The sequence below is a fragment of the Streptomyces sp. NPDC001750 genome (assembly GCF_042892615.1).
GTDB lineage: Bacteria > Actinomycetota > Actinomycetes > Streptomycetales > Streptomycetaceae > Streptomyces.
Genome location: NZ_JBIAUE010000008.1, coordinates 96,014 through 107,877 on the forward strand (window position 1 = coordinate 96,014; position 11,864 = coordinate 107,877).

Annotated in this window: 10 protein-coding genes; 5 read left to right on the forward strand and 5 right to left on the reverse strand. The window is 73.4% G+C overall.

What is annotated here, in order from left to right:
* Positions 1-112: 112 nt before the first annotated feature.
* Both fes and fhuB read right to left on the reverse strand, forming a co-directional pair.
* Positions 113-1,351, reverse strand: a complete 1,239-nt coding sequence (fes, locus tag ACFYY6_RS15430; RefSeq protein WP_351633255.1) for an enterochelin esterase — start codon at positions 1,349-1,351, stop codon at positions 113-115.
* A 295-nt stretch (positions 1,352-1,646) separates the two neighbouring features.
* The gene (gene fhuB, locus ACFYY6_RS15435) at positions 1,647-3,977 is read right to left on the reverse strand and encodes a Fe(3+)-hydroxamate ABC transporter permease FhuB (RefSeq protein WP_389193479.1); all 2,331 of its coding nucleotides are present in this window, start codon (positions 3,975-3,977) and stop codon (positions 1,647-1,649) included.
* A gap of 161 nt (positions 3,978-4,138) precedes the next feature.
* Between fhuB and ACFYY6_RS15440 the strand changes: the two genes are divergently transcribed.
* The 5 genes from ACFYY6_RS15440 to ACFYY6_RS15460 all read left to right on the forward strand — a co-directional run bounded on the left by ACFYY6_RS15440 (position 4,139) and on the right by ACFYY6_RS15460 (position 9,039).
* A complete protein-coding gene (locus ACFYY6_RS15440; RefSeq protein WP_351633258.1) occupies positions 4,139-5,038 on the forward strand; it encodes a 2,3-dihydro-2,3-dihydroxybenzoate dehydrogenase in 900 nt (299 codons plus the stop codon).
* Positions 5,039-5,172: 134 nt separating this feature from the next.
* Entirely contained in the window at positions 5,173-6,387 is a 1,215-nt protein-coding gene (locus ACFYY6_RS15445) for an isochorismate synthase (protein ID WP_351633261.1), read from the forward strand.
* A complete protein-coding gene (locus ACFYY6_RS15450; RefSeq protein ID WP_389193483.1) occupies positions 6,384-8,159 on the forward strand; it encodes a (2,3-dihydroxybenzoyl)adenylate synthase in 1,776 nt (591 codons plus the stop codon). Before ACFYY6_RS15445 ends, ACFYY6_RS15450 begins: the two co-directional genes overlap by 4 nt.
* 11 nt (positions 8,160-8,170) lie before the next feature.
* Positions 8,171-8,803: an isochorismatase family protein gene (locus ACFYY6_RS15455; protein ID WP_388649066.1), complete on the forward strand. Its 633-nt coding sequence runs from the start codon at positions 8,171-8,173 to the stop codon at positions 8,801-8,803.
* Between the two features lie 5 nt (positions 8,804-8,808).
* A complete protein-coding gene (locus ACFYY6_RS15460; protein WP_073781272.1) occupies positions 8,809-9,039 on the forward strand; it encodes a phosphopantetheine-binding protein in 231 nt (76 codons plus the stop codon).
* A 108-nt stretch (positions 9,040-9,147) separates the two neighbouring features.
* Here ACFYY6_RS15460 and ACFYY6_RS15465 read toward each other — a convergent pair whose 3' ends face one another.
* From ACFYY6_RS15465 to ACFYY6_RS15475, 3 genes are read right to left on the reverse strand one after another with little or no spacing between them, the layout of a single operon-like run.
* On the reverse strand, positions 9,148-9,951 hold the full coding sequence (locus ACFYY6_RS15465) for an SDR family NAD(P)-dependent oxidoreductase (RefSeq protein WP_351520924.1): 804 nt from the start codon (positions 9,949-9,951) through the stop codon (positions 9,148-9,150).
* Positions 9,952-10,010: 59 nt separating this feature from the next.
* On the reverse strand, positions 10,011-10,832 hold the full coding sequence (locus ACFYY6_RS15470) for an SDR family NAD(P)-dependent oxidoreductase (protein WP_389193487.1): 822 nt from the start codon (positions 10,830-10,832) through the stop codon (positions 10,011-10,013).
* Entirely contained in the window at positions 10,750-11,541 is a 792-nt protein-coding gene (locus tag ACFYY6_RS15475; protein WP_389193490.1) for a GntR family transcriptional regulator, read from the reverse strand. The genes ACFYY6_RS15470 and ACFYY6_RS15475 overlap by 83 nt, the downstream gene beginning before the upstream one ends.
* Positions 11,542-11,864 lie beyond the last annotated feature (323 nt).

An 11,864-nucleotide genomic window follows, 5' to 3' on the forward strand; every position in this document is an offset into this window, starting at 1 on the left:
CTTACGGCGCGGGCCGCACGGCACGGGTGCCCGGTGTGCGGCGCGCGACCCGTGGTGCGTACGGTGTGCGGCGTACCCCCGCCCCGCGTCGTCGTACGCCGCAGGCGCGCCGTCAGTCGCCCGCGCGCCCCAGCAGCACCGACAGCGCGTCGGCCAGGCCGCCCCGCCAACAGGCGTAGTCGTGACCGCCGTTGAACTCCCGGTAGACGACGTCGTAACCACGGGCCCGCAGGACATTGCGCAGCCGCCGGTTCTCCGCCAGCAGCATCCACTCCTGGAGACCCACCTCCAAGTACAGCCGGACGGGCCGCCGTTCGCCGCTCGCGTACTGCCGGGTGAGCCATTCCTCCCCCCGCTCCGGATCGTTCTCCGGCCACCAGAAGGACCCCGACTGCGACACGGCGAGACCGAACCGGTCGGGGCGGCGGTGCGCGGCGAACGCGGCGGTCAGCCCGCCCGCGCTCTGCCCGGCGACAAGGGTCCGCTCCGGACGGGCCGTCGCGCCGAACTCGGCCTCGGCCCACGGCAGCAGGATGTCCGCCAGCCAGTCCACGAACGCCCCGTTGCAGCTCAGGTCGTCCATCCGTCGGTCCATCGTGTCCACCAGCAGGGCCACCGTGGGCGGCAGGGCCCCCTGCGCGTGCATCCGGTCCAGCATCCCGCCGACGTCCAGCACCGGCCCCCACATCTCCCCGTCGAGCAGCACGGCGACCGTGTACGGCGTCGCCGACGGGCCGTGCCCCGGCGGGAGATGGACGGTCACCCGCCGTCCGGCCACCTCGCGTTCCAGGGTCCTCCCGCGCGGCGGGGGAGGACCGTCACCGTCGGCATCGACGTAGGGCTGCGGCGGCGCGTCGGGCAGGGACAGGACCGAGGCGGGTTCGCGTCCGCCGTGCGCGGGCAGGACGGCCGCACCGCTCAGCGGGTCCGGCAGTGCCCGGTCCAGGGCCGCCCGCCAGGAGACCCGGTCGGTGCGCAGCAGCTCCTCGCGGGTGCCGTGGCCGGGCAGGAACTGGTACGAGGCGCGGTGGTCGGCGCGCAACCGGTGGGAGAGCGCCCAGACGTCCGTGCCGTCGACACGGCGCATCAGATGGCGGGTCAGGTCACCGGAGTGGCGGTCGCGGTCGGTGACCGTGTGCACCAGGAGCAGGACGTCCGAGGCGGGCCGGTCCGGGTCGTCCCGCCAGAGAAAGGTGACCAGGCGGTACGCCGGGTCGCCCTCGGGGTCGGGCTCGACGAGCGGTGTGCTCCTGCGCTCGGCGCGCAGCCAGAACTCGGCCTCGGCGCCCGGGATGCGGGCCCGGACCCCGTCGCGCAGGGCGCTCAGGACGGGGCTGGGGAGAGCGGTCACGGTCGTCCGCCTTTCGTACGTCGGTCGGGAGGGGGCCGGCCCGGGAGCACGTGCCTCGGGGGGCGTGGATCCGGCGGGTCGCCGACCCATGTCCGGAGTGTCGGGTGATTTTCGATCGGAAAGCGGGCACGGCATGGTGCGTGCGATTCCAAGGCGCCGGGGTCTCCTCGGGCGGGGTCTCCCCTGCTCGAACGGGGTCGAGAGCCTGAGGAAGGCGCCACGAGGGCATTGCGGCAACGACGGAGGTGTGCGTGCCGGAGCGTGGCCGCCCGGTCGGAGGTCACCCGACAGGCTTTCAGACGCGGGTGGCGGCCGAACGGCCCAGCAGCACCCACAACAGGAAGGGACCGCCGAGGACGGTGGTCACCACACCGACCGGGAGTTCGGAGCCGGAGAAGGCGATGCGCCCCACGGTGTCGGCGGCCACCACCATCACCGCTCCGGTCAGCATGGACCCGATCAACGGCACCCTGAGCGGACCGGCGAGCCGCGCGGCGATGACGGGGGAGGCCAGCGCGACGAAGGCCACCGGCCCGCACACGCCCACCGCGAGACCCGCCAGGGCCACGGCGAGCAGCATGCACACCAGCCGGACCCGGTCCGGGCGGATGCCCACGGAGGCGGCCGTCGCGTCGTCGAAGCGCAGCACGGACAGGTGCCGGGCCGCGGCGAGGGCCGCGGGAACGAGGACGGCGAGCCCGATCAGCACGGGCACCGCGACGGAGTAGCCGCGCCCGTTGAGGCTCCCGGAGGTCCACACGTACAGGGAACCTGCCGAGCTGAGGGATCGTCGGGACAGCACCACCTGGGTGACGGCGGAGGCCAGTGCCGACATGGCGAGGCCGACCACCAGCACGCGATAGCCGCGCTGTCCCAGCCCGCCGGAGACGGTCGTCACGACGACGACGGCGGCGAGGGCGCCGAGGGGTCCGGCCCACCAGGCGCCGAAGGTGCCGGTGGCGCTGAGGGTCACGGACAGCAGGACGGCCGCGGTGGCACCGTCGTTGACGCCGAGGAGCTCGGGGGTGGCGAGCCGGTTGCGGGCCAGTGTCTGGGTCAGACAGCCAGCCAGTCCCAGGGCCGCCCCGGCCGTCAGCCCGGCGACGATCCGGCCGAGCCGGAACTTCTGCACGAGCAGCACGTCGAAGCGGTCGCCCTGACCGAACACGGCACGGAACGTACGTCCCACGCCCATGTCGCTCTGGCCCGCGTACGCCGAGAACACCACGGCCGCCACCGCCAGCGCGGCGAGCGCGAGCACGGCGAGGGCCGGCCGGCGGTGCACCAGCAGCGAGAACGGACCGCGCCGCAGCACGGCCGTCCCCGCGGAAAGGGCCTTGGTCGCCGCCGGACCGTCCTGCGCCGTCGTCCCGGTCGTGTTCGCGGGCCCGGACGTGGTGGTGTCCGCCGTCCCGTCCGCCTCGTGGCCCGGACGGCGACGCGGCAGAACTCCCGCCAGACGGGCGGGGAGCGGTGTCCGGCCCCGTCCGGGCGGGGCGGTGTCGGCGGCCGGTTCGGTCATGCCCATCGCGGCCAGCTGCCGCGAGCGCACGATGCCGATGAGGACCGGTGCGCCGATGAGCGCCACGATCACCGACACCGGCGCCTCGAAGGGGCGCGACACCACCCGGGCCGCCACGTCCGCGACCGTCAGCACCGCGGCACCGACGAGCCCGGCCAGCACCAGCCGCGCCGCCGCCCGGGTACCGGCCAGGGCGCGGGCCACGAATCCGGAGAGGAGCCCCAGGAAGGAGATGGGGCCGGCCAGCGCGACGGCCGCGGCGGTGAGGAGGGTCACCGCCACCGCCACCGTCGTGCGGATGACCGACGGCCGGTGGCCGAGGCTGCGGGCAAGGTCGTCGCCGAGCGCGAGCGCCGACAGCGGGCGGGTCACCAGCAGCGCGACCACGAACCCGACGACGAGCACGGGCAGCAGGCGGGACAGTTCGCCGAAGCCTTCCGTGCCCGCGAGGGAGCCCAGCACCCAGAACCGGAACCGGTCGTAGGTCTCGGCGGAGTTGACCACGACGACGCTGGTGAGCCCGCCGAAGGTCGCGCCCAGCGCGGAGCCGGCGAGCACCAGCCGCATGGGGGAGCCGCCGCGGCCCCGCCCGGCGATGAGCAGGACCAGCCCGCTGGCGGTCACGGCGCCGACGAACGCGCACACCAGATAGGCGTAGCCGGAATCGAGGCCCAGCAGCCCGATCCCGGCGACCACGCCCAGCGAGGCACCCGCGTTGACGCCCAGCAGCCCGGTCTCGGCCAGCGGATTGCGGGTGACGGCCTGGAGCAGACTTCCGGCGATGCCGAGTGCGGCACCCACCAGAACGGCGGTCAGCGTACGGGGCAGTCGCAGATCGCCGATGACCAGGGCGAGCCGGCTGTCCGTCCGGGCGCCGTGACGATTCAGCAGATAGTCCAGCGCTCCGCCCGCGCCGACCTCGCCCGCGCCGACGCACAGCGAGACGCCGCAGAGCAGCACGACGACGACCGCGAACCCGGCGACGACCAGCCAGGTACGGCGACGGGACCGGTCGGCCGAAGGGCGGCGCCCCGGTCCGGTTTCGGCCACGGCGGCAGGGGCCTCGTCGGCCTCGGCCGTCAACGTCCCCGTGTTCTCGCGCACTTGGCCGTGGGGCCTTCGGGTATCGGAATCCCACATCTGCATGAAGTGAGGTTAGCCTAACCATATGAGGGTGGAGTCGCTCCCTGTCGCCGCCGAGCCGTGGGTGGCTGTCGACCGAGGCTGAATAAGGTTAGGCTTACCTTACGAATTGGGGGTCAGGCATGTCCGACGTCATATCCGACGATTCCGCGTCCACCGCCGCACCGACGGTCCGGGACCGCCACGAACTCCTCGGCGGGGGCGGCCTCCTGGCCGACCGTCGAGCCCTGGTCACCGGGGCCGGGCAGGGCATCGGCGCCGCCGTCGCCCGCGCGCTCGCCGCCCAGGGAGTCCATGTGGCGGCGACCGACCGGCGTCCCGAGGGCGTCGAGGCGCTCGCGGCCGAACACGCCGGGTCCACCGCGCTCGCGGGATCCACCGCGACGGCCGACGGGTCGAAGCAGCCGGGCGTCATCACGCCGTACGCCATGGACGTCACCGACGCCGCGGCCGTGCGCGACGTGGTGGACACGGTCACCACCCGGCACGGCCCGCTCGACATCCTGGTCAACGTGGCCGGGATCCTGCGTCCGGGCCCGGCCGCCGAACTGTCCGACCAGGACTGGGCGGACACCTTCGCCGTGAACGTCACGGGCGTCTTCCACACGGCCCGCGCCGTCGCCCCCGGCATGGTGGCCCGAGGCGGCGGCAGCATCGTCACCGTCGGCTCCAACGCCGCCGGCGTGCCCCGGGTCCGTCTCGGCGCCTACGCCGCCTCCAAGGCCGCCGCCGCGATGTACACCAAGTGCCTCGGCCTGGAACTGGCCCGCAGCGGCGTCCGCTGCAACGTGGTCGCGCCCGGATCCACCGACACGGCCATGCAGCGCGCGCTGTGGCAGGACCCGGATGCCCCGGCCCGGGTCCTGGACGGCGACCCGGCGGTCTACCGCACGGGCATCCCGCTCGGCCGGATCGCCGAACCGTCCGACATCGCCGACGCGGTCCTCTTCCTCGTGTCGGACCTGGCCCGCCACATCACCATGCAGGAGCTCTACGTGGACGGCGGCGCCACCCTCCGCTGACCGGAACGGCCACCGCGGCGGCCGCCACCGATCCGTCCGTACCCCGTGCACCCCACCCTTCCCCGCACACACTCCCCGCTCACCCGCACCGCACGCCCGCACCCACCGTCGGACGTGCGAGAAACGGAGCCACCGTGTCGACGGCACCCCAGGTCGCCGCACCCCGTACCACCGCCGAGCCGGCCCACCCCGCCGTGGGCGTGGCCACCGGACTGCTCAACTCCTTCGTCCCGGGCGCCCGGTTCCTCGGCACCCCGACACGCACGCTCCTCGGCGAGGGAGTGCACAGCGAGGTGCCGCACGACGAACGTCCCCTGCCCCTGCGGGTGGCCGCCACCCTCGCCGCGGCCCGCGCCGCCGGACACGCCGCCCCCGTCGTCATGGGCGCCATACCCTTCGACCAGGAGGCCCCCGCCGCGCTCGCCGTGCCGGACGTGCTGCACACCGCGCCGCCGCTGACCGCCGACCCGCTGGTCGCCCTGCCCGCCGACCCGCCCTCCCCGGCCGACGCCGACGACCTGACGGTCCACCAGGAGCCGGCGCCCGAAAAGTACGGGGCGTCCGTGGCCGCCGCCGTCGAGCGCATGTGGAAGGGCGAGTTCAGCAAGGTCGTCCTCGCCCGCACCCTCCGGCTCGACGCCGTCCGCCCGTTCGACCTCCCGGCGATGCTCCAGCGGCTGGCCCGCCGCGACCCCTCCGGCTACACCTTCGCCCTGCCCACCGGCCCCGACCGCACCCTGCTCGGCGCCAGCCCCGAACTGCTGGTCTCCCGGCACGGCACCCGCGTGGTCGCCAACCCCCTCGCCGGATCCGTACCGCGCAGCGACGACCTCGCCGAGGACGTCCGGCGCGCCGCGGCCCTCCTGGAGTCGGCCAAGGACCTCCACGAGCACGCGGTCGTCGTCAACGCGGTGCAGGAGAGCCTGGCCCCCCACTGCACCGGCCTCACCGTGCCCGCCGAACCGACCCTGGTCCGCACCGCCACCATGTGGCACCTGTCCACCACCGTCACCGGCACCCTGCGCTCCCCGGACACCACCGCCCTCGAACTGGGCTGCGCGCTGCACCCGACCCCCGCCGTCTGCGGCACCCCCACCGACACCGCCCGACGGGTCATCCGGGAGAGCGAACCCTTCGACCGCGGCTTCTTCACCGGCATGGTCGGCTGGGGCGACGCCGACGGCGACGGCGAATGGGTCGTCACCATCCGCTGTGCCGAGGCCGGACCGACCTCGCTGCGCCTGTACGCGGGCGCCGGTGTGGTGGCCGCCTCCGAGCCCGACGCGGAGACCGCCGAGACCGCCGCCAAGTTCCGCACCTTCCTCGGCGCCGTGGGGGCCCAGCTGTGACCGCGACGACCCCGGCCCAGGATCCGACGCCGACCGCGGCCCGGACGACCGTCCCGGACCCGCCCCCGACCTGGCCCGCCGCGTTCGCCGAGCGCTACCGGGCCGCGGGGTACTGGCGCGGCGAGACCTTTGGCGCCATGCTCCGCGAGCGGGCCGCCGCCCATCCCGACCGCGTCGCGGTCGTCGACCCGGGGGGCGACGCCGACCGCCGCTGGACCTACGCCGAACTCGACGCCCGCGCCGACCGGCTGGCCGCCGGGCTGCTGGCCCGGGGCATCGCCAAGGGCGACCGGGTGGTGGTGCAACTCCCCAACATCGCCGAGTTCTTCGAAGTGGTCTTCGCCCTCTTCCGGATCGGCGCGCTGCCCGTCTTCGCGCTCCCCGCGCACCGGGAGACCGAGATCCGCTACTTCTGCGAGTTCACCGAGGCCGCCGCCTATGTGATCGCCGGAGTGCACGGCGGCTACGACTACCGAGACCTGGCCGCCGCCGTCCGCACCGAAGTCCCCACCCTGCGCCACGTGTTCGTGGCCGGTCCGGACGCGGGCGCGTTCGAGGCGCTGGACGCGGTGCACGCCGAGCCCGTCGACGTCGACGGCCCCGAACCCGGCGATCTGGCCTTCCTGCAGCTGTCCGGCGGCAGCACCGGCATCCCCAAGCTGATCCCGCGCACCCACGACGACTACATCTACTCGCTGCGCGGCTCCAACGAGATCTGCGCGGTGGACGAGCACAGCGTCTACCTGTGCGTGCTGCCCGCCGCCCACAACTTCCCGCTCTCCTCGCCGGGCACGCTCGGCGCGCTGTACGCGGGGGCCCGGGTCGTGCTCTGCCCGCAGCCCAGCCCCGAGGCGGCGTTCCCCCTGATCGAACGGGAACGGGTCACCATCACCGGCCTCGTGCCGCCGCTGGCCCTGGTCTGGACCGAGGCCGCCCCCGGCACCGCGTACGACCTGAGCAGTCTGGACGTGCTGCTGGTCGGCGGCGCCAAGTTCAGCGAGCAGGCCGCCCGCCGGGTCCGCCCCGCCCTCGGCTGCACGCTCCAGCAGGTCTTCGGCATGGCGGAGGGGCTGGTCAACTACACCCGCCTCGACGACCCCGCGGAGACCGTCGTCACCACCCAGGGCCTGCCCATCTCCCCGGACGACGAGATCCGTGTCGTCGACGACGCCGACGAGGACGTGCCCCCGGGCGAGTCCGGGCACCTGCTGACCCGTGGGCCCTACACCATCCGCGGCTACTGGCGCGCGCCCCAGCACAACGCCCGCGCGTTCACCGAGGACGGCTTCTACCGCACCGGTGACATCGTCCGCCGCACCACGACCGGACACCTGATCGTCGAGGGCCGGGCCAAGGACCAGATCAACCGGGGCGGCGAGAAGATCGCCGCCGAGGAGGTCGAGAACCACATCCTCGCCCACCCCGCCGTGCACGACGCCAACGTGGTCGGCGAACCGGACCCCTACCTCGGTGAACGCAGCCTCGCCTACGTCATCCTGCGGGACGGCGCCGGGCCGCTGAAGCCCGTGGAGATCAAGCGCTTCGTACGCGGCCGGGGCCTGGCCGGCTACAAGGTGCCCGACCGGGTCGAGTTCGTGACCGAGTTCCCGCAGACGGGCGTCGGCAAGATCTCCAAGAAGGACCTCCGGGCCGCCGCCGTACGGAGCGAGCCCGCCTCACCCGAGGACCCCGGACCGGCGGTAGCCGCCGGACCGGCCCCCACCGGCCCCGAAGGCGCCGACCACCGGCGACCCGCCCCCGCACAGGACTGAACGGACACCCCATGGCCCTGCCCGAGATCACCTCCTACCCCATGCCGGACGCGGCCGACCTGCCCGCGAACCGGGTCGACTGGAAGGTAGACCCGGCCCGCGCGGTCCTGCTCGTGCACGACCTGCAGAACTATTTCCTCTCCGCCTACGACGAGAGCACGGACCTGATCCCGAGACTCCTGGCGAACGTCGCCGCCCTGCGGGTGCGCGCCCGGGAGCTGGGCATCCCCGTCCTCTACACCGCCCAGCCCGGCGGGCAGACCCCGCAGCAGCGCGGTCTGCAGCAGGACTTCTGGGGACCCGGCCTGCCCGCCGACCCGACGGCCGAGGCGATCGCCGACGCCGTCGCCCCCGGCCCGGACGACACCGTCGTGACCAAGTGGAAGTACAGCGGGTTCGCCCGCACCGATCTGGCCGACCGGCTCGCCGCGTTCGGCCGCGACCAGATCGTCGTCACGGGCGTCTACGCCCACATCGGTGTGCTGATGACCGCCTGCGACGCGTGGATGCGGGACATCGAGGCGTTCGTCGTGGCCGACGCCGTGGCGGACTTCTCCGCCGAGGAACACGCCATGGCCCTGAAGTGGGCCGCCGGGCGGTGCGCCGTCGTCACCACCACCGACACCGTCCTGGAAGGGATCTGAACATCGTGGCACTCACCCTGGAAGAGATGCGCAACGACATCGCCGACGTCCTCGGCGAGTCCGTCGACGACATCCCCGACGACGAGAACCTCGTCGACTACGGCCTCGACTCCGTCCGGCTGATGACCCTGGTCGGCCGCTGGCGCGAGGCCCACGGGGCCGACATAGCCGTCGCGGACCTCGCCGAGCGCCCCGCCGTCGAGGAGTGGGCCGTGCTGCTGAAGGTCACCGCCTGACCCGGCGGCGGAGGACGGCCCGGGCCCGGGGCGCGCGGTCAGGATCCCGGTACCGCGCCCGCGGGCCCCGGGCCGGCCTCTCGGCGGACCAGTCGAGGTGACGGTACGTCAGCCGGGCGTCACGGCATAGCCGTCGGCCGTCCAGCCGCCGTCGCTGACCATCACCTGACCCGTGATGTTCGCGGAGACCTCCGACGACAGGAACAGTGCCAGGTGGGCGATGTCCTCCGGGCGGCCGAGGCGGCCACGCGGGGTTCGGCGGCGCAGCGCCTCCGTGTCAAGCCGCCCGTCCTCGGCGAGCCGGGCCACCAGATCGGTCTCGACGTACCCGGGCGCGAGCGCGTTGACGCGGATGCCGTACGGGGCCCACTCCACGGCCAGGACCTTGGTGAGAGCTGCGACGCCCGCCTTGGTGGCGCAGTAGGCCGCGCGCTCGGGCCCGGCGGTCACCCCGTACATCGACGAGGTGGTCAGGACGACACCCCCCTCGCCCTCGCGCATGACGCGGGCCGCGGCCCGCGCGCAGACGAAGACGCCGGTGAGGTTGACGTCCAACGCCGTGTTCCAGCGGGCGAGTTCGACATCGAGGGAGGGGGCGTTGGCGGACACACCGGCATTGGCGACCAGCACCGACAGTCCTCCCGTCCGGGCCGTGAAGCCGGCGAGCGCCTCCGTCACGGCGTCCTCGTCGCTCACCCGGGCCGTGGCCGTCGCGATCAGCTGGTCGGGCCGTCCCGCCTCCAACCCGGGCCGGATCCGTTCCAGTTCGTCGCCGTCGATGTCCAGCATCAGCACATGGCACCCCGCGCGTGCGTACGCCTCGGCCATCGCCAGGCCCAGGCCGCGCGCGGCGCCGGTGACGCACACCGACCTGCCGCGCAGGTCGGGGTAGATCGCCGCTCGTGTCGTCATCTTCTCGTCCGTTCCGTTCCCGCTCGCGCGCTTCCCCCGCCGGTGTGTGCCCTGCCTGATCAGGCCATGTGCATGCCGCCGTTGACGTGGATGACCTCGCCCTGCACGAAGCTCGCGGCGGGAGAGCACAGGAAGGTGACGACGGAGGCCACCTCCTCCGGCCTGCCCAGACGGCCCAGGGGAGTGGTGGCGAGCGCGGTGTCGCCGCGGTCGGCCACGTAGTCGTGGGTCATGGCGGTCTCGATGATCCCGGGCGACACCATGTTGATCCGTGCCCGGGAGCCGAGTTCCCAGGCGAGGCTGCGGGAGAAGGCGAGCAGCGCGCCCTTCGTCGCCGCGTAGTGCGCGTGCCGGACGCTGCCGCGGTGACCGGCCATGGACGTCAGATTGACGATGCTGCCGCCCTCGTTGAGATGGGGCAGGACGGCGCGGGTGAGGTAGAAGACACCGTTCAGGTTGACCGAGATGACGGTGTTCCACTGCTCGTCCGTCATGTCGGCGACCGCCTGCTCGGGGTAGATCCCGGCGGCCGGCACGAGGAAGTCGACCGAGCCGAACGCCTCGACCGCGGCGGCGACGAACGCGTTGTTGCTCTGCGGCGATGCCGCGTCGAGCACCCGGGTGATCACGCTCCCGCCGGCCGGGTCGAGCGTCGCGGCGAACTCCTCCAGCACGGTGGCGTTCAGATCGCCCAGCACCAGGTTGGCGCCCAGGGCGTGGAACTGACGGGCCACCTCGCGGGCGATGCCGCCGCCCGCACCCGACAGGAGGAGGGTCCGGCCCTCGAAGGGGCGGGCGTCAGTCGGCCGGGCGCGCCGCGTCTCCTCGGACGTGCCCCGCGCTCCCTGTGCCCGCTGCGTCTGCTGTGTGGTCGGTGTCATGGTCGTCCTCGTTGAACAGTTCGGGATGTTGGGCCAGTTCCAGCCGGGTGCGGCGGAGGTGGCCGGTGAGAAATCGTTCGGCGTCGACGGTGTCGCGTCGCTTGATCGCCTCGATGATCAGGCGGTGCTCGGCGTGGATCAGCTCCCAGCCGCTGTCGCCCGCGAGCCGGGTGAAGGCGCGCCGGTAGTGCTGGGTGGTGTTCCAGAACCGGTCGACCATGTCGGTGATCTGGGCGACGCGGCAGCCGGCGTAGGTGAGCAGGTGCAGCTCGCGGTCGAGCGCCAGGAAGCGGTCCACGTCGGTGGTGAGCTCGATCTGCCGCGCGATCGCCTCCAGCTCGGCGACCTGCTCGGCCGAGAGGTTCGGAATGCTCTCGCTCAGGGCGAGTGGTTCCAGGCGTTCGCGGATCTTGTAGACGCCCTCGCACTCCGCCATGTCCATCCGGGAGACCCAGGCGCCGCTGTTGGACTTGACCACGGTCAGGCCCTCGGCCGCCAGTATCCGCAGTGCCTCGCGGACCGGCAGCCGACTGGCGCCGAGCTGCGCGGCGACCTGCTCCTGCATGATCCTCGCGCCGGGGCGCAGCTCACCGCTCAGGATGGCGGCACGCAGGTGGTCCGCGACGCGCTGGCTCGCGACGGCGGCGGCGCTGGACCCGGACGAACCGGCGCCCGGCGTGCGGGATCCGGTGGACGGCTTCCGTGACATGGCTCTCCCTGGTGCGGTGCGGCGGTGTTGAGGCACGGCGCGGCGGTGCGACGGCGTGTTCAGACCGAAGGCTGCCACAGCCGTACCGCCGCACCCGATCCGTACCGCTTCCCGCCGGGGCGGGCGTATGGCGGGCCGAGGTGTTCCGGGTCGGCCCGGCCGGGGAGAGCCTGCCCCCGATTCGCTACCGAATGGATCCATTTACTTGCCATGGGTCTCACATTGCGTCGCCGTGAGGAGGCTAGTCAATGGAAATGTCGGAAACTTGAACGTAACGTTCCAGTAACGGGTATTGGTTATGGATCCATTCGCTGCGACAGTGC